Here is a 17,815-nt window from a genome sequence, read left to right on the forward strand (position 1 = left end):
CGGCTTTCGCGTAGCGATCCTCACCTGCCAGGACTTTGCGTGGGAGACCGTGGCGGCGCTCACGGCCATCCCCGAGCTGACCGTCGTGGGCGTGGTGCGCGCGCCGCTGCCGCGCCCCGGGCTCACGAACAAGTTGAAGCGCACCTGGCGACGCGATGGGGCCGTGGGTATTGCCGCTGCGGTGTGGCGCACGGCGACGCGAGCGGGGGGGGCGGCCACCGGCGCTCGGCCCGCGCCGGTCCCGGTGCCGGGCGTTCCGCAGCACGAGGTGGCGTCGCTCAACGCCGAGGCGTGCCGGGTGCTCCTGCGGTCGCTCGACCTCGACCTGGCCGTGCTCGACGGGACAAACATCCTCAAGCCGGAGACCTTCGACATACCGAGGCTGGGGAGCATCAACCTGCACCGCGGACGGCTCCCAGCCTATCGCGGCGCACCCCCGGCGTTCTGGGAGCTGATGGCCGGCGAGCGCGAGGTGGGGGTCACGGTGCACCAGGTGAGCGCCGAGCTCGATGCAGGGGCAATCTACGCGGAGGGGACGTGCCCCCTCGACCCGGCCCCGGCCGGTGATCCGGTGGCGTACGCCGACCGCGTCTGGCGCGAGGTCCTGCGCCCGCTGGGATTGCAGCTGATCTGCCGCACGGCGCTCGCCCTCGCACGTGGCGAGGCGGAGCCCCGACCGCAGCCGCACGCGTCGACTCCGGCCAATCGGATCCCGTCTCGTCGGGAGCTGCAACGGCTGCGAGCGGTCGTGGCCGCCCGTCGGCGCGCGGCGGGCGCGACTCGTTAGGTCGCGACGCGCGTCCCGCGCGCGGCCGAGGCGTACGCCGCGTCGAGGCGATCGCCAAGTGGTGCCCAGCCGTACTCGCGCTCGACCAGCGCGCGACCGGCCGCCCCCAGTCGGTCCCGCAGCGCCGGGTCGCCGGCGGCGCGCGTCATCTGTTCGACGAACTCCTGCGGCGTCTCGGCGCGCAGGTAGTGTTCGCCCTCGCGCATCGGGATCCCCTCGACGCCGACGGCGGTCGACACGAGCACGCGCCCCATCGCCAGCGCGTCGAGGATCTTGAGTCGCGTTCCGCCCCCGACACGCATCGGACAGAGGAAGAGCGCCGCGCGCGCCACGTACGGGCGCACGTCGTCGACGAAGCCGGTCACGTCGATGCGCGGGTCGGCGGCGGCCGCCGTGCGCAGCAGGGGGGCCGGCTCACGCCCGACGACGGTCATGCGGTCGAGCACGCCACCCGGCGCCGCCGCGAGCGCCGGCCAGATGTCGGTGGCGAACCACTCCATCGCATCCTTGTTGGGGAACCAGTCCATCCCGCCCAGGAAGACCGCTTCACGCGAACTGGCTTCGGCGACCGGAGGGAGGCGGAAGAAGTCCAGGTCGACCCCGTTGGCCACCACGCATGTCCTCGCCCCCGGGACGATGGACTGCAGTCGCTCGGCGTCGGTGTCGGAAACCATGACGTTCGTCTCGGCATGTAGCGACAGCACGCGCTCCGCCTCCGTCACCTTGCGCGCCTCGCGGGCGTAGAAGGCGCGCGCCGCGCGACTGCCGTTGGCACTCCGGCGCGCCAGCAGGTGCGACTCCACGTTGTGGTGGTTCAGCACGAACGGCGCCTGCAGCTGCTCGACGTAGGGGCGAAGAAAGACCGTGTCGAGGTGCACGACGTCCGGGTGCACGCGCTCCTGGAGCGCCACCAACTGCGACTGCGCTTCCGGGGACCAGTACCAGCGCTCCCAATACGCGCGCGACGACGGCCAGCCGGCGAGCGCGCTCACGGCCCGCGACATCCGGCCCCCACCTTGCGCCGTGGCGACGAGGGTGACGCTCGCGCAGTATCTTTCCAGCCCTTCCCGCGCGGCGCCCAGCGTCTCTTCGGTCTGGGGACCGGTGGGGGAGGGCGGGGCGAGCGCGAGCAGATGCAGCTCACGCCGACTGGCCGCCTCGCGAACCAGGTGGAACGAACGCGCGAGCGCCCCGTGGCCGGTTGCCGGCCACGGAACGAAGTGTGAGAACCACAGAACGGTCATGTCGTCTCGAAGGTCCGCGCGCAGCCCCGGTTTCCCGAGACCGGGGAGTGGTGGCGTCCTGCGCGCGGGCCGAAAGATGGTCCGGTCACACGGACTTCGGGACCCGGGCGACACGGCGGCATTGATTGTGAAACGTCCCGTCGTGCGCGGGCGTCCACCAAGGGTTGGGCGCAACGGCTGCAGTCCAGCAGGCTTCCTCCATCAAACGCAGTGAAGACCATTCTCGTCACCGGCGCGGCCGGCTTCATCGGATTCCACCTGGCGCAGCGCCTTCTCCAGCGCGGCGACCGGGTCATCGGCCTCGACAATCTCAACGAGTACTACGACCCCACCCTCAAGCATGCGCGACTGGCGGAGCTCGAGCGCGAGCCCGGTTTCGGCTTTCATCGCCTCGACCTCGCAGATGACGACGGAATACGCCAGCTCTTCACGAGCTACCGGTTCGACGCCGTCGCGCACCTGGCGGCGCAGGCCGGGGTGCGGTACTCGCTCGAGAACCCGCATGCGTATGTGAAGAGCAACATCCACGGGTTCCTGAACATCCTGGAGGGGTGCCGGCACCATACGGTTCCGCATCTCGTCTATGCGTCGACCAGCTCGGTGTACGGCGCCAACACCGGCATGCCGTTCTCGGTGCACGGCGGCGCCGACCACCCGCTCACGATCTACGCCGCCACCAAGCGAGCCGACGAGCTCATGGCGCACTCGTACGCGTCGCTATTCGGCGTCCCGTGCACCGGCCTTCGCTTCTTCACGGTCTACGGACCGTACGGGCGCCCGGACATGGCGCTCTTCATCTTCCTCAAGGCGATGCTGGCCGGGAGACGATCCCGGTCTTCAACAACGGGGAGATGCAGCGCGACTTTACCTTCGTCGACGACATCGTCGAGGGCTTCGTGCGCGCCATCGACCATCCCGCGACGCCCAATGCCGCGTGGGATGGCAACCATCCCGACCCCGCCACGTCGTCGGCCCCCTACCGGTTGTACAACATCGGCAACCAGTCGCCGGTGCGTCTCATGGACATGATCCGCGTCCTCGAGAAGCACTCCGGCATGACCGCCAGGCTACAGATGCTCCCCATGCAGCCCGGCGACGTCCCGGCCACCTACGCCGACGCCTCCGACCTGCAGCGCGACCTGGGCTTCACCCCGAAGACGACGATCGACGAAGGGGTGCGGCGCTTCGTGGAGTGGTACCGCAGCTACTACAAGGTCGCCTGACCTCGAGCGGGGCGGAGCGGCGCGCGGACCCCACGCGCGCGATATCCGTCAGCTGCACGACCTAGAGGTACCCCTGGCTCGACAGCTTGCGCAGGAGCTCTTCCTCCTTCGTGAGCTGCGGACGGGCCGAGTCGCGCGGGATCACGCCCACCAGTTCGAGTGTGCTGAGCACCTTCCACGCCCCGTCCTCCACCGAGTCGGTGCTCGGCGTGGATGTGCACCTCGGGCGACACCGGCGGTTCGTACGGCGCGTTGATCCCGGTGAACTCCTCGATCTCGCCGCGCCGCGCCTGGCGTACATCCCGTCCGGGTCCGCGCTGCTCGGCGACCTCCACCGGGCAGTCGACGTACACCTCGAGGAAGTTGGTCGTGTTGCGGCGCACTTCATCGCGGGTCGCCCGATACGGCGACACGGCGGCACAGATCGCGATCACGCCGTTGCGCGAGAGGAGCTTGGCCACGTAGCCGATGCGGCGCACGTTCTCCTCGCGATCGGCGCGCGAAAAGCCCAGCCCGCGCGAAAGGCTCTCGCGCACCTCGGAGCCGTCGAGCAGCTCGGTCGCGAAGCCGCGGTCGAGCAGCTGTCGGTACACCTCGTGCGCGATCGTCGACTTCCCCGACGAGGGGAGGCCGGTGAACCAGACGACCGCGCCGGTGCTGTGGGTCATACCAGTCCGATGAGCGGCCACCAGAGCCTGATGCCACCAGGAGGATGAAGATCGAGGCGACGGTCATGAGCCGCCCGCCTTGACGAAGTCGGAGGTCATTGAAGGTAGCCGGAGGCGAAGACGATCGTATTGGGGGGCCGTACTCAAGGGGAGCGTGAAGTCGAGCCCCGCCTCGACGAGACGGCGAGGAGAGGCGCGACCGGCAGCGCCCCAGATTGGTTGGCGAGGGTGAAGGCGAGCGGAAGGACGACTGCCAGGGCCGCCGCATTGCTCATGACTTCGGAGAGGAGCAGCGCGAGAACGGCGGCACCGAAAATCGTCACGAGCGGGCCGGGCGAGTACCCGTCCAGTGCCAGCTGGAGCAGCCAGCTGGCCGCCCCGGTCCTGTCGAGTGCGGCGCCCAGGGCAATGGCTCCTCCGTACATCAGCACGATGTTCCAGTAGACGTGTCGCTCGGCCGTCTCCCACGACAGGGCGCCGAAGACGAACAGGGCGACGGCCCCGAGCAGCGCGATGACGGCGAGGTCCAGCCGCGCGACCGGCGACGCTCACCCACGCGACGATCGTGAGCCCGGAGATGATCGCGACGCCCAGTATTGCGCCGTTTCCTGGGGCCCAGGTTCTTGACCGCGCGCTCGATCGCCCGGGCCGAGCCGAAATCACGGCTCCTGGGGGAAGCACGCTCCGCAGGATGAGCGGCGTGACCGCAACGCCGAGACGACGACTGGGGCGCGGCCGCGACCCACTGAAGCCAAAGGTGCCCGTGCCGTAGTTCTTCTTGAGCATGCCCAGTGCGAGCGCGCGCGAGTGCTGCCGAGGAACGAGGTATTGCTCCCGATCATCGCTCCCCACGCCAACGACAGGAAGAGGGCTTGGCGTAGTCGCTCTCAGCGGGCGCAGGCGCAGGCCTGCCGCGACTTCCATCGCGATCGGGAAGAGCATCGCCGATGTGGCCTGGTTGGGCATCCACATGGTGCCGAACGCCGCCGCCAGCATCATCCCGGTGGCGAAGGCGAAGGGCGACGATTCGAAGCGGCGCAGGAAGAGGAGCGCGAGCGCTTGCTCAGCCCAGTCTCGATGAGCGCGCCGCCGATGAGGAAGACGCCGATCAGGAAGAAGATGGCCGAGCTGCCAAACGGCGGCAAAGGCTCGCTCGGCTTCAAGGCCCCCGCGGCGCCGAGCACGGCGACGGCCAGGAGCCCGGTCACGCCGAACGGGAAGCGCGTTGGTGATCCAGAGCGTGGTGCAGAGCACGAAGACGCTGCAGGCCCGCTTGCCCTCGTGACTCAGGCCCGCGATGGGGGTGCGACGAAGATCCAGAGCGAGGCGGCGACGCCGATCGCCACGAGCGCGCGTTGCCCGATGACCTCCACGACGTGCCGCTTGGGCGCTGGGAGGTTCCGGCGGGAGTCGCGCGCCGTTCCTCCGGCCAGCGGAAAGCCGCTGGCCGAGGCGACGACGTCGCCAGGTCGGCTCGAGGACTCGAGGGAGAAGGCGCCCATGCGGTGGAGGGGAGAGAGTCCGCGGTGGTGAGCGATCGCCCAGTCTGCCGCAGATCGACGGTGCCTGGCTCACCTGCGCCCGGCGGGGAAGCTCCGCCCCGCGATCGCGGTCTTGAGCCGCTCCACGTACGAATAGTGGAGCTTGATGCGCCCCATCAGGCGTCCCTCGTTCACGTCGCCGTGATCGTCGGATCCGCCCGTCACGAGCAGACCGTGTCGCTCGGCGAGCGCCGAGAAGTGCGCCGTCTGCTCCGCGTCGTGCTGCGGATAGAAGACCTCGATGCCATCCAACCCCGCCCGACGAACTGGGCGACTTCGGCATCGGTGAGCCTAGTGCGCCCCGGATGAGCGGCGACGGCCACGCCGCCAGCCGCATGGATCGCGCGGATCGCCTGCTCGGGGGAGACCTTCACGCGCTGCACGTAGCAGCGCCCGCCGTCGAGAATGAGCTCGGGGGTGAAGGCCGACTTCACGTCGGGGACGATCCCCGCCTCGACCATCGCCTTGGCCACGTGCGGTCGACCGATATTGTCGGTGCCGCCGGCAATCTCGACCACGCGGTCGAAGGAGACCGCGTAGCCGAATTCGTTGAGCTTCTGCACCATCCCCACGCGCGGGGCGAACCGTCCGTCGCGCAGCGAGTGGAGCATGTGAGAGAACGGGGCATCGTCGAGGCGATCCCGAAGCCCAGCATGTCCACCTGCCGCTCGTTGTCATCGAGGGTCGAGATCTCGCATGCGGGGATGACTTCGATCCCTAACCGTCGATGCCGCCGCCATCGCCTCGGCCACCCCCCCAAGGTGTCGTGGTCGGTGAGGGCGATGGCGGTAAAGCCCAGCTGGTGGGCCCGACGTACCACCTCCGACGGAGCATCGGACCCGTCGGAGGCGGTGGAGTGCAACTGCAGGTCGGCAAATCGGTCGCTCAGCATGACTACTGGGCCGACTTGTACGCCTCGATGAGGATGCGCGCGAGTTCGGGACGCGTAAACTCCGGCGGCGGCAGTTCGCCCGCCGTGAGCATCTCACGCACCTTGGTCCCCGAGAGGATCACGTGGTGCGTCTTGTCGTGCGGGCAGGTGCGCGTGGAGGCCATGTTGCACGTGGCGCAGTAGAACGTGTGCTCGAACTTGAACGGCGTGATGCCGAGTTCGTGCGCCGGGAACTTGTCGATCAGGACCTGCGCGTCGTAGGAGCCGTAGTAGTTCCCCACGCCGGCGTGGTCGCGCCCGACGATGAAGTGGGTGCAGCCGTAGTTCTTGCGGGCGATGGCATGCCAGAGCGCCTCGCGCGGACCGGCATAACGCATCGCCGCCGGGAAGACCGACATCATCGCCCGGTTCTTCGGGTAGTAATGCTCGAGGATGGCCTCGTACGTCTTCATGCGCGTGTCGGCCGGGACGTCGTCCGACTTGGTCGCCCCAACGAGCGGGTGCAGGAGGAGGCCGTCGACGATCTCCATCGCGACCTTCTGCAGGTACTCGTGGGCGCGGTGCACCGGGTTGCGCGTCTGGAAGCCGACGACGGTCTTCCACCCCAACTCGTCGAAGCGCTGGCGCGTCTCCAGCGGGGTGAGGCGGTACTCGTTGAACTGCTCGTGCACCGGACGGTTGATGACCTGCACCGGGCCGCCGAGCAGCACGTCGCCCTGCGCCATGAGGCGGGCCACGCCGGGGTGCGCGGTCTCGGTGGTGCCGAAGCACTGCTGCGCTTCGCGCGCCTTGTCGTACTCGAAGATGTCGGTGACCTGCATGATTCCCATCAGCTGTCCATTGGGATCACGCAGGGCGATCTCCTCGCCGACCTTGATCGTGGCGGCCTGCTCCTTCGTGACCGCCTTGGTCACCGGGAGCGCCCACACGAGCCCGTCCGACAGGCGCATCGAATCGACCACGGTGTCGTAGTCGGCCTTGCGCATGAAGCCGACGAGCGGCGACAGCGCGCCGACGCCGATCATTTCCAGGTCGCTCGCTTCGCGGTCGTCGAGGTCGAAGTGCTTCAGCTCCTTGGCGTGCTCGATGGCCTGCAGGCGCTTCTCGCCCGTGAGCTCGCGGTCCACGAGGGTGCCGCCGTGAGGCGCAATCGGCCCCGGGACGCGCTTCCCCTGCTCGACGCGCTTGGCCGCTTCGGCACGGTCAGCCGCAATGCCGCCGGCCAGATAGCCCTTTTCCTCGAGGACGCGCATCACCTTGAGCGCGCTCTCTTCGATCGACTCCTTGTCCGTGTCGAGGACGAGTTCGGGATTGGCCGGCTCCTCGTACGGGTCGTTGACCCCCGTGAAGCCCTGGATCTCCCCCGCCATCGCCTTCTTGTACATCCCCTTCACGTCGCGCCCGACGAGGACGTCGAGCGGGGTGCGGACGAACACCTCGATGAAGTCGCCGATTTCCTTGCGCGCGTTGTCGCGCATGCGGGCATACGGCGAGATGAAGCACGACAGGACGACGACGCCGTTGCGCGTGAGGACCTGCGAGACGAAGGTGACGCGTTCGATGTTCTTGTCGCGATCCTCCTTGGAGAAGCCGAGATCACGGCAGAGGCTCTGGCGCACCACGTCGCCGTCGAGGCGCTCCGACAAGATGTGGCGCTCCTGCAACATTTCGTGAACGCGGCGCGCCACGGTGGTCTTTCCGGAACCCGAGAGACCTGTGAACCAGACGGTGACTCCTCTGCTCATTGCATTACCTGTATAAGGGTGGAAATCGGGGGAATCGTCTTCGTAGCGGGCTTTGCCAGCGGATTCGATGGTAAGAATCGGGCCCGCGGGATCGTGTCTCGCAGACAGACTGTTGGCCCCCGCCCGGCGGAACATTGCGCCGGGCGCGCCCAAGTCGTCACTTGGTAGTCCTGATCTTGCAATACCATCGCCGTCAGGAATGCCCGCCCCATCCAGCCCCCCGGCGCACCGTCGGGGGGTGGGTATCTGAGGGGTGGGGTCGCTTCAAAGCCTCCACTGGAGATCTCTCGCGTGTATATCGGCCCCGATTCACTGATGCCGATCGCCTCGGTCTTTGCGGCGATCGCCGGCTTCTTCCTGATGTTCTGGCGGCGTGTGGTTGGGGCGATGCGCTTCATGCTGTCCAAGTTCTCCAAGAAGTCGTAGCCTCCCGCCCGACGTGCCCTCGCGAGCGTGGGTGGCCCCCGCGCGGCGGGTGCAGCACCTCCATTCGATCTCCCGATGACCCCCGCTACTGACGCGGGGCGGTCGCCGTTGCGAATCGTCCGGGTCGCCGGACTCGCGGCCGTCTTCGCCGGGGCAGGGCACGTGCTCGTGATGGGGGCCAAGAGCCTCCTTCTGGGGCAGTTCATCTGGTCCAGTCGCGACCTGGTATGGATGGCACCGGTCGGATACCTCCTGGTCTTCGGCGCCCTAGCCGTCCCGCTCGCGCTCCTCGCCGCCCTTCGCCCACGTTGGGTCCCACAGGCGGCGGTCGTCTTCCTGTACGCGACGGCCGCGGCCTTCTCGGTCGCCCTCCTGTTCCCGCGCATCCACCCGATCGCCTCGCTTCTGGTGGCCATCGGAATCGGCGTACGGTCGGCCCAGTCCGCACGCGATGCGGGAAGCGGCTGGCCACGGCTCGCCCGGAGCGCTGGTGGGACCGTCGCTGCGCTGCTGGCGCTCACCGCTGTCGGCATGCGTGGCATGCGTGCCTGGCGCGACGACGCGGCCTGGCGCGCGCTTCCCGCTTCGGCGGACGGGGCGCCCAACGTCCTGTACATCATCCTCGACACGGTCCGGGCGCGGAATCTCAGCCTGTACGGCTACGCGCGTCCCACGTCGCCCAACATGGCGAGGCTGGCCGCCGAGGGGGTCACCTTCGACTACGCCTTCGCCACCACCTCGTGGACGCTCCCGTCGCACGGATCGCTCATGACCGGGGTCGACGCCAAGGAGCTCTCCGCCGCCTGGTTCGTCCCGCTCGACGACTCGACCCCCGTGCTGGCCGAACGCATGGCGGCGCGCGGCTATCGCACCGGGGGGTTCGTCGCGAATCATGTCTACACGGCCTGGGAGTCAGGGCTCGCGCGCGGCTTCCATACGTACGAGGACTATCTCGTCTCGCTCAAGCAGGTCCTGCTGAGCACCTCGTTGCTGCAGACGGAGCTGGCGTCGGAGCTGAGCGCGGCGCGTCGGTGGTCGGGGCGCATGGCGGCACTGCGTCGCTTCAACCTGCAGGTGCACCCGGCGTTCTACAGCGATCGCAAGCCGGCGGAGCGCGTCGTGGACGAGTTCCTGGCGTGGGAAGGGCTCGCGAGCGATCAGCCATACTTCGCCTTCCTCAACTTCTTCGATCCGCACGAGCCCTACGAACCGCCGGGGCGCTTTCGCACGATGTTCGGTGAAGGAAAGTCGCCGGAGGACCTGTACGACGGTTCCCTCGCCTATCTCGACCAGGAGCTCGGCCGGTTGGCCGACACGCTGCGCGCACGCGGAACGCTCGATCGCACGATCGTCGTGATCGTTGGCGACCATGGCGAGCACCTGGGCGATCACGGCATCTGGGGACACAGCAACAGCCTGTACGAGCAGCTCCTTCGCGTCCCGTTGATCATTCGATTCCCGGGCAGGGTCCCGGCCGGGGTGCGCGTGCGGCAGCCGGTGTCGCTGCGCGACCTTCCCGTCACGCTCCTGTCGCTCGCCGATAGCGCGGCGGCCCCGTCGCTCCCTGGCGTGTCGCTCACCGGGGCGTGGCAGCGTTCCGACTTCCGCGGGAGCGACATCCTCGCCGAGTTGCGCGTGGCGGGACGCCGCAAGATCCCGCCAGGACCGTCGCGCTTTGGCGACCTGCACTCGGCCGTCCGTGACTCGTTGCACCTGATCAGGAACGGTGACGGGTCGGAGGAGCTCTATGACGTGGTGCGCGATGGAGAGGAGCGCACGAACCTCTCGGCCAATCGTGCAGCTGGCGATTCGGTGGTGACCTGGTTGCGCTCGCGCCTCCCCGCGACCGGGAAGAAGTGAGCGCTCCGGTTCCGCGGCGGCACTCGGTGGCCGCGGCGGGTCGGATCGTCAGGTCGCGCTGTGCAGGAGCCAGGCGCTGATCGCGCGGAGGTCGTCGAAGTGCGGGATGTCGTCCGCGGGCGACGCACGTTCGCCGACCAGGGCCACGCGGCACCCGGCGGCGCGGGCGGCCCCGACGTCGACGTCGGGGCGGTCGCCGACATAGAGCGCCGCGTCGGGCCGCACCCGCAGGCGTTCGATGACGTGTCGCAGCCCGGTGGGGTTGGGCTTGAGCACACCGATCTCCGGCTGCTGCGCCCACGCAATCGCATCGAAGGCGAGGTCGACGCCGAGCGCCTCGAGCTTGGCCATCGGGGGATAGTCGGAGAGCAGGGCGGTGCGCAGCCCCTGCCGACGAATCGCGGCGAGCGCTTGCCCCAGACCGGGGCGAGCCGCCGAGCGCACGGCGGAGAGCGGGGCGCGTTCGAACCAGTCCGCGACCACCGCGCGCACCGTCTCCAGGCCTTCCCCCGAGCGCTCTGCCGCCAGCCGCAACTGGTCCTCCGCGAGTGACGTCGACTGGCGTCCGCGCAGTGCCTCGTGGGCGTGCCGATAGTGCCGGAGGATGGCGATCGCATGCATCGCCTCGAGCGGGCGCCGGACGGCGCGCGATACGAGCAGCGGGAGAAACGCCAACCGCATGCGTCGCGTGTCGTACAGGGTGCCGTCGAGGTCGAAGATGACGGCGGCCAGCGGCGTCACTTGGAGGCCAGCAGGAGCGAGAGGATGAAGCAGGCCCCGGTGAGCCACGACACGCGGTCGCGGAGCGCGAAGGCGACCGGGTCGTCGTGCATGGCATCGCGCAGGGTAAAGATCCAGACGCGGGCCTGCCAGTAGATCAGGAGCGGGAGGCCGAGCCAGAGGGCGTCGGGGCGCGCATACAGCAGGAGGGCGTCCTCGCTGGTGACGTACAGGCACCAGACGAGCGCGGTCGCCATGGTGGCTGCCGAACCCAAACTCAGGAGTGCGTTCTGGTCCACCGGGCGATAGGCGCGTCCCGGCAGGCTCTGGTTCTCATCGGCGCCGGCGGCGCGCACCTCGCGCAACTCGCGCACGCGCTTGACGAGCGCCAGCGAGAAGAAGAGGAAGATCGAGAAGGCGAGGAACCAGCGGCTCAATCGCACGTCGGCAATCACGGCACCGCCCACCACGCGCACCGTGTACAGGCAGGCCAGCACCAGGACGTCGACGAGCAGCACCTTCTTGAGCCAGGCCGAGTAGGCGCTGGTCAGGACGGCGTACGCCATCAGCGTGTAGAGGAAGAGCGGCGAGACCCACCAGGCGAGCGCCAGCGCGGTCGACGCACACAGGATCGCGACGATGGCCGCCTGCTGCAGCGAGACCTTGCCCGAGGCGATCGGGCGATGCCGCTTGCGGGGATGCAGTCGGTCCGACTCCACGTCCAGCCAGTCGTTGGCGATGTAGACCGACGAGGCCATGAGCGACATCGCCGCGAATCCACCGGCCAGGTGCGCCAGGAACGACGGGGTGAGCGCGACGTGTCCTGCGCCGGCCGGGAGTACCAGCAGGAGATTCTTCGCCCACTGGTGCGGCCGGAGCATCTTGAGCACAGGAATCATGTCGATTGCGCGGGGCGTGCTGGTGCGAGGACGAGGGGGAGGTGCGATCGAGGGGCGATCGAGGCGCGAGCAGGGCGCGAGCGTCGATCGCCTCTTGGTGCAGATGTGCGGGGCGTGCCACGCGACGCCATCCCTGACGAAACGCGTCGAGCGGTCATGCGTCACGTGAAGGCCGGCCAGTCGGACTGGCGCCTGGTGTGACCCGCGCCGACCGGACCTACCGACAGCGACGCAGTGGGTGGGGGGGTGGCATATTTCGTGCCCGATAGCGACCACGACCGATGCAATTTCCCCCTCGAAAGATCCCCTGTCGCAGCCGCGTCCCTCGGCGCGCATGAACCAGCGCTCCGATAGCGCGGCGCCCGCGCTCGGCTGGATCGCGCTTGCGCTCGCCGGCCAGCTCTCGATCCTGCTCCTGACGCGCGCGGGGCGCACCGTGGGCTATCAGCACTTCGTCCCGCTCGGCGCCTCGTCGGCGCTGGAATGGGGCGCGGCCGGGCTCCTCGTGGTACAGGGGCTCGTCGTGCTGCGGGCCCTCGCGGGGCGGTGGGGGGCGCTGCAGGACATGAGGCGCGCGCTCGCACCGGGCTGGCGACTCCCCGCCGTCGTGGGTGCGGTGGTGCTCACGAGCGCCACCTTGTCGCGCCAGCCGGTCGTGTATGCGCTCGAACTGGTGCTCGCTGGAGCTGCCCAGCTCATGCAGCTGGCGACGGTCGCGTTGGCGGTGGCGGCGTGGCCTTCGCACTGGCGTGAGGCCTTTCGCTCGGCGTCGAGCCGCGTGCTTGGCGATGCGGCGACGGATCCGGCCCCGGGCGGCATCGATCGTTTCGCGCTGGTCACGGCGGCGGTGGCTTCGGCCGTGGCGCTGCTGCTGACGATGATCGTCTACGAGCGGCATCCGCACATCCCGGATGAGGTGGCCTACCTCGTCCAGGCGCGCTATCTGGCGCAGGGGGTGCTCGCCCTGCCGGCCCCACCCGTCCCCGAGGCCTTCAGCCTCGACCTCATGACGCTGGACGACCGGGGGTGGTACTCGATCTTCCCGCCGGGGTGGCCGGCCATGCTCGCCATCGGGGTGCGGCTGGGCGCGGAGTGGTTGGTGAACCCGCTGCTCGCGGGGGCGAACATCCTGCTGGCGTATGTCGTCCTGCGGGCGCTCTTCCCGTTGCGCACGGCCCGCCTCGTGGTCTTGCTGCTGGCGGCGTCGCCATGGTCGCAGTTCATGGCCATGAGCCTGATGTCGCACACCTTCACGCTCACCTGCATGTTGCTTGCGGCCGCCGGGGTCGCGCGCCTGCGCGCCAACGGCACGCTCGCCTGGGGGGTGGCCAGCGGCCTGGCGCTCGGGATGATGAGCCTCATCCGCCCGCTCGACGCCGCGATCGTCGCCGGGCTGCTCGGCCTCTGGTCGTTAGGCGCCCGGTGGCGCGGGCTCCCGCTCGTTCCTTCGGCGGTGATGACCGTGTCGGCGGCGGCCATCGGGGCCCTCAACCTCGTGTACAACCGCGCGCTCACCGGCGACATGCGCAAGTTCCCGGTGATGCTCTACTTCGACCGGCTGTTCGGGAAGGGGAGCAACGACCTTGGCTTCGGCGCCAATCGCGACTTCGGGTGGCGCGGCCTCGACCCGTTCCCCGGGCACGGCCCGCTCGACGTGCTCATCAACTCGAACATGAACCTGTTCCAGGTGAACACCGAGTTGCTGGGGTGGGGGTGCGGCTCGCTCGTCCTGGCGTGGTGGTTCCTCACCTCGTCAGGCAAGCGTGGCGCCGATTGGGGGATGATCGTGACGGTCGTCGCGCTGGTGGCGGCGGAGAACCTGTACTGGTTCTCCGGCGGCCCGGACTTCGGCGCCCGCTATTGGTTCCTCATCATCGTCCCGGTGCTGGTGCTGGTGGCGCGGGGGATCGAAGGGGTCGATGCGGCGCTTCGTGCCCGCGGTGCGCGCGCCGGGATGCTCGAGCCGGCGCTCGTGCTCACTTGCCTCGCCGTGGTCACCTTCGGGCCGTGGCGCGCCGTGGACAAGTACTACCACTACCGTGGCATGCGCCCCGACATCCGCACCCTCGAGGCGCAACGCGACTTTGGAGCGGCGCTCGTGCTGGTGCGCGGCAATCGCCACCCGGACTACCACTCGGCGGCCGTCTACAACGCCGTCCCCCTCGGCGATCCCGAGCGCCCCGTCTATGCGTGGGACCGCGGTGCGGCCGAGCGCGCGCAATTGCTGGCTGCGTATCCCGGGCGTGCGGTGTGGATCGTGGACGGACCGTCGCTCACGGGCGGGGCGTTTCGCGTGCAGGCGGGGCCGCTCACCGCCGCTGAAGTCCTCGCCCGCCCCTGACGATCGGGGAGTTCACCGTGCGCCGACCGCTTCGGGTTGGCGCCGATCACCAGCTCGTCGCCGTGCGGCGCGGTGGATGAACGAACGGGCGCCGCTGCAGCTGGCGGCGCCCGTGGTGGACGAGACGTGCGGTCGTGCGGCCGGCCGCGGGGTCAGCGATAGCCGAGCCGCTGCATCCCGGTCACGTACTTGGAGCTCTTGGTGATCAGGAATGGGAAGGCGTTGCTGATGAACGAGGCGGCGTCGTCGTCCTTCACGGCGTACTTGATCTCGACGATGGTCGTGATGTCGTCGACCAGCAGGCGGCAGGCGCGGTGACGTGGCGCTTCGGCGCTGTAGTACTCGCACTCCGAGTCGATCGTCAGGCGAAAGCGGCGGTCGGCGGACTGGAAGTAGCGCCGCGAGTAGCGGTTCACGAGCGTGGGGCGCAGCGCATCCGTGATGGACGCGATCGATGCCGGCGGCTCCACGTCGCCCAGCCAGTGGGCGAGCGTCCCTACCTCGCTTTCGGCGTTGAAGGCCATCGGTGGGAGCGCCCGCGATTCCTTGGTCCCCACCATCCCGCGCTTGCGCTTGAGTTCGAGCACTGGGCGCGCGACGTCGCCGAACAGGTCACCATACCAACGCGCGCGCACCTTCAGGCGATGGCTGTGCCCCTGCACCGCGTCCCACAGGAGCCGGAGCTCCGGCGTGTCGAAGTAGCAGTTGTTGACGTAGCGCTGCGTGTAGATCTCCGAGAACTGCGCGGGATGCAGCCGCACCAGGTGCTCGATGTTCGCGCGCGAGATGTCGGTGACGAGGAGCTTGCGCTCGTATCGCCCCGACGTCGCGAGCGGATCAACGACTGGCTTTGCCAAACTCAGCGCCATACAACTTGTCGGCTACGTTGGTGAGGTCGGCCGGCATGGCGCGACCGTCGATCTTGAGCGACGAGCCCTGTTCGATGAGGTAGGCGACCTTCTGTCCCTTGATCTCGAGCGTGGTGAACTCGATGATCCCAGGGCCGTACTCCGACTTCTTGCGATAGGCCGTGACGCCGACCTGCCCGCCGATGATGTGCGCGTCGCTGATCATCATGTGCGAGCGGTCCTTCGACGCGATGCCGATGGCGGCGTCGCGCACGTCGATGCGCTTGGCGGTGAGCGTGCTCCCTTCGCCCGCGCTGATCCCCTTGTCGCCGGCGCCCTTCACCTGCACGTCCTCCACCTCCACCACGCTCCCCGAGGCGTCGATGCCGTCGTTGCCGACGTCGAGGAAGCGGGAGTTGCGGATCGGCCCCTTGCCGAAGTCGATGTCGAGGGCGTCGGCCTGCGTGCTGTCGAAGACCACGCCGTCGAGCACGAATGCGGCGCGCATGATGTGCAGGGCGTCCTCGGATCGGTTCTTCGAGAAGCGCGAGTTCCGAATCGTCACCGGGCTCTCGTAGAACTCCACGGCGCCGGTCATCTCCCATCCGCTCTGCTTGGCGTTGGAGAGCCCGAAGAACTGGACGTAGTCGAGCGTGGACATCTCACCCGCCTGCAGTACGATGAAGCCCTGGCCGGTGCGGTCCGACGACTCGATGACGATCGGCTTGTCCTGCTCACCACGCAGGTCGACGGCCGACCACGACAGGACGTTGGCCTTGTTGACGATGTCGAGGCGCGTTCCCGGACCGGCGAAGACGCGATAGCCCGACGGGAAGACCAGGTCGCGGTCCACGCGCCAGCTCCCCGGCAGGATCGCGATGCGGCGCTCGGTGTCATCGATCCTGATGAAGGGGAAGGACGCCGCGTTGGGCGCCAGGCGAATGGCGTTCACGCGGAGCTGCGCGACGCCGAGCCCTTCGTGCGACCAGGCCATCGCGGGCGCCTCGTCGATCTGCTGGCTCCCCACCACCTGGTAGCGTACGCGGAGCGGCGTCTCGAGCGTGTCGTTAGGCCAGGTGAAGCCGCGCGGAACCGGGAAGCGGATGGTGGTGAACTGCATGGGCTGGCTGTCGTCCTTGCCGCCGAGCAACTGCGGCGTGGACGGCAGGACGGTCGTGTCGCGGGCGAGTCCGATGATCCGCAGCGGCAGCGCCTGCATGTTGGCGACGTCCATCACGAGCTCGCCCGGTGCGGCGGTGCGCAGGTACGTCTGCACCGCCTGCGGCGGATGCAACGCGATGCGGATGAACTCCGCGGCGCGGCGCACCGACTGCCAGTCGATCTCCAGCTCCGGAAACTCGCGCCGCAGCATCTTCAGCGACGGGTCGAGCTTGGGCGCGAGCGCGCGCTGCATCTCGTCGACGTAGCCGGCCGCACTCACGCGCTCCAGCTCCGAGACGTACAGGCGATAGAAGGCGGTGTCGGCGAAGAACTGCGAGATGTAGCGACGCGACGTGGGGTCGCGGCGTTCGTCGATCGCCTGCAGCGCGAGCAGCCCCGGCTTGGCCGGAGTGGTGCGGTTGTACGCGTCGAACGAGACCGGCTCGAGGCGCGAGGTGATCGGGTTGTAGTAGAAGCGCGCGTTGGGCCAGTTGCCCACGCCATGCCAGGCGCTGAACAAGTCGCTCAGCGCAAAGAACGTCGCGAGCTTCTTGATGTCGAACGCCTCGGCCACCGTCACCTTGCCGGTGCGGAACGACGAGAGAAGCTGGATAGCGGTGAGGAACTGGTCGCGCCCGGCCGGCGTCGCCAACCACTTGGAGGTCTGGAAGGCGTCGATGTCGGCCGAGAAGTAGCCGCCGGAGCCGGCGACGAAGCCGCGGTCGCGCGGCGCGACCGACTCCTGTCGCGCGAGCTCGCCCCAGAGCACGTCCTCGTTGAATCGGAGGATGGGGCCGTCCTTGCGCTCGTTGTTCTCGACCAATCGCGTCTCGAACACCTCTTCGAGGGCATACAGGCCGAGATCCTTGCCGTTGATCGTGACGTCGACGAAGTCGTAGCGCAGCGCGAGGAGCCCCTCACGACGCATCGCCTCGTGATAGCGCTTCTCGTTGATGAAGTCGCGCGTTTGTGGGTGCTGCAGCGAGAACTGCTTCATCCCCAGGATCGTGCTGTCCGACCGCGCGATGATGCGGAACGACCACTTGTCCCCTTCGAGGTGATCGGTCAGGTCGCCCTTGAGGCGCAGCTTCACCGGGATGGTCTTCCCGGCGAAGCGCACGTTGGCGTTGACCACGTCGGCGTCGGAGACGATGAGGACCTGGCGCTTGAGCGCGACTTCGCGCTGGTGCGCCAGGTTCATGAAATCCTTGTGCTTGATGTCGATGATCAGGCGCTCGGGGGTGGTCGTGAGCCCCTGCACGCGCCGCGTGATGGTGGTGATGGTGCGGGGGGACAACAGGTCGATCGCCCCGCGCAGCACGCCCAGGCGATGGGCCGCCACACCGGCGACGAAGACGACCAGCGTATACCCGATCGCGACCCACCGGCGGGAGGCCGTGGATCGCAGGGTGCCGATCGCCTTGCGCCGCGTTTCGCCTTCGCGCGACTTGATCTTCACG

The 17,815-nt window shown here is 68.7% G+C and carries 13 protein-coding genes and 2 pseudogenes; 4 read left to right on the forward strand and 11 right to left on the reverse strand.

Translation table 11 applies throughout. From position 1 onward, the window contains the following. Positions 1-49: 49 nt before the first annotated feature. Positions 50-787, forward strand: a complete 738-nt coding sequence (locus IPN47_04245) for a hypothetical protein (protein ID MBK9407258.1) — start codon at positions 50-52, stop codon at positions 785-787. Here IPN47_04245 and IPN47_04250 read toward each other — a convergent pair. Next, positions 784-2,031 carry a glycosyltransferase gene (locus IPN47_04250; GenBank protein MBK9407259.1) on the reverse strand — a complete coding sequence of 416 codons (1,248 nt, stop codon included), beginning with the start codon at positions 2,029-2,031 and terminating at the stop codon, positions 784-786. The two genes, IPN47_04245 and IPN47_04250, sit on opposite strands and share 4 nt — an antisense overlap. Positions 2,032-2,241: 210 nt before the next feature. On the opposite strand from IPN47_04250, the pseudogene IPN47_04255 reads away from it, so the two are divergent. Continuing rightward, positions 2,242-3,254, forward strand: a pseudogene (locus tag IPN47_04255) (NAD-dependent epimerase). Between the two features lie 61 nt (positions 3,255-3,315). Here IPN47_04255 and cysC read toward each other — a convergent pair. From cysC to sat, 6 genes and pseudogenes are all read right to left on the reverse strand, one after another. Further along, positions 3,316-3,922: pseudogene (gene cysC, locus IPN47_04260) on the reverse strand (adenylyl-sulfate kinase). 143 nt (positions 3,923-4,065) lie between these two features. Further along, positions 4,066-4,452 (reverse strand): anion permease, encoded by a 387-nt coding sequence (locus IPN47_04265; protein ID MBK9407260.1) that lies wholly within the window; start codon positions 4,450-4,452, stop codon positions 4,066-4,068. Between the two features lie 756 nt (positions 4,453-5,208). Further along, a complete protein-coding gene (locus IPN47_04270) occupies positions 5,209-5,424 on the reverse strand; it encodes a hypothetical protein (protein ID MBK9407261.1) in 216 nt (71 codons plus the stop codon). A gap of 69 nt (positions 5,425-5,493) precedes the next feature. Continuing rightward, a complete protein-coding gene (locus IPN47_04275) occupies positions 5,494-5,715 on the reverse strand; it encodes a hypothetical protein (protein MBK9407262.1) in 222 nt (73 codons plus the stop codon). Between the two features lie 178 nt (positions 5,716-5,893). Continuing rightward, positions 5,894-6,355, reverse strand: a complete 462-nt coding sequence (locus IPN47_04280; protein MBK9407263.1) for a PHP domain-containing protein — start codon at positions 6,353-6,355, stop codon at positions 5,894-5,896. Positions 6,356-6,357: 2 nt separating this feature from the next. After that, positions 6,358-8,100 (reverse strand): sulfate adenylyltransferase, encoded by a 1,743-nt coding sequence (sat, locus tag IPN47_04285; GenBank protein ID MBK9407264.1) that lies wholly within the window; start codon positions 8,098-8,100, stop codon positions 6,358-6,360. A gap of 501 nt (positions 8,101-8,601) precedes the next feature. On the opposite strand from sat, the gene IPN47_04290 reads away from it, so the two are divergent. After that, on the forward strand, positions 8,602-10,386 hold the full coding sequence (locus IPN47_04290) for a sulfatase (GenBank protein ID MBK9407265.1): 1,785 nt from the start codon (positions 8,602-8,604) through the stop codon (positions 10,384-10,386). A gap of 48 nt (positions 10,387-10,434) precedes the next feature. Here the strand turns inward: IPN47_04290 and IPN47_04295 are convergent, their stop codons facing one another. Both IPN47_04295 and IPN47_04300 read right to left on the reverse strand, forming a co-directional pair. After that, a complete protein-coding gene (locus tag IPN47_04295; GenBank protein MBK9407266.1) occupies positions 10,435-11,127 on the reverse strand; it encodes an HAD family hydrolase in 693 nt (230 codons plus the stop codon). Continuing rightward, positions 11,124-12,005, reverse strand: a complete 882-nt coding sequence (locus tag IPN47_04300) for a UbiA family prenyltransferase (GenBank protein ID MBK9407267.1) — start codon at positions 12,003-12,005, stop codon at positions 11,124-11,126. The genes IPN47_04295 and IPN47_04300 overlap by 4 nt, the downstream gene beginning before the upstream one ends. A 334-nt stretch (positions 12,006-12,339) precedes the next feature. On the opposite strand from IPN47_04300, the gene IPN47_04305 reads away from it, so the two are divergent. Next, a complete protein-coding gene (locus IPN47_04305; GenBank protein ID MBK9407268.1) occupies positions 12,340-14,346 on the forward strand; it encodes a hypothetical protein in 2,007 nt (668 codons plus the stop codon). Between the two features lie 152 nt (positions 14,347-14,498). Here the strand turns inward: IPN47_04305 and IPN47_04310 are convergent, their stop codons facing one another. Beyond that, positions 14,499-15,203 carry a VTC domain-containing protein gene (locus IPN47_04310; protein MBK9407269.1) on the reverse strand — a complete coding sequence of 235 codons (705 nt, stop codon included), beginning with the start codon at positions 15,201-15,203 and terminating at the stop codon, positions 14,499-14,501. Beyond that, complete coding sequence (locus tag IPN47_04315; GenBank protein MBK9407270.1) at positions 15,184-17,814, reverse strand: CotH kinase family protein; 2,631 nt, start codon at positions 17,812-17,814, stop codon at positions 15,184-15,186. Before IPN47_04315 ends, IPN47_04310 begins: the two co-directional genes overlap by 20 nt. Between the last annotated feature and the right edge of the window lies 1 nt (position 17,815).

The organism is Gemmatimonadota bacterium (assembly GCA_016719105.1).
Lineage (GTDB): Bacteria > Gemmatimonadota > Gemmatimonadetes > Gemmatimonadales > Gemmatimonadaceae > SCN-70-22.

What these genes read in the sequence shown, in the direction of transcription:
- IPN47_04280 (MBK9407263.1), bottom strand. Translation starts at nt 6,355, where the DNA reads ATGCTGAGCGACCGATTTGCCGACCTGCAGTTGCACTCCACCGCCTCC.
- IPN47_04270 (MBK9407261.1), bottom strand. Translation starts at nt 5,424, where the DNA reads ATGGGCGCCTTCTCCCTCGAGTCCTCGAGCCGACCTGGCGACGTCGTC.
- sat (MBK9407264.1), bottom strand. Translation starts at nt 8,100, where the DNA reads ATGAGCAGAGGAGTCACCGTCTGGTTCACAGGTCTCTCGGGTTCCGGA.
- IPN47_04290 (MBK9407265.1), top strand. Translation starts at nt 8,602, where the DNA reads ATGACCCCCGCTACTGACGCGGGGCGGTCGCCGTTGCGAATCGTCCGG.
- IPN47_04250 (MBK9407259.1), bottom strand. Translation starts at nt 2,031, where the DNA reads ATGACCGTTCTGTGGTTCTCACACTTCGTTCCGTGGCCGGCAACCGGC.
- IPN47_04305 (MBK9407268.1), top strand. Translation starts at nt 12,340, where the DNA reads ATGAACCAGCGCTCCGATAGCGCGGCGCCCGCGCTCGGCTGGATCGCG.
- IPN47_04300 (MBK9407267.1), bottom strand. Translation starts at nt 12,005, where the DNA reads ATGATTCCTGTGCTCAAGATGCTCCGGCCGCACCAGTGGGCGAAGAAT.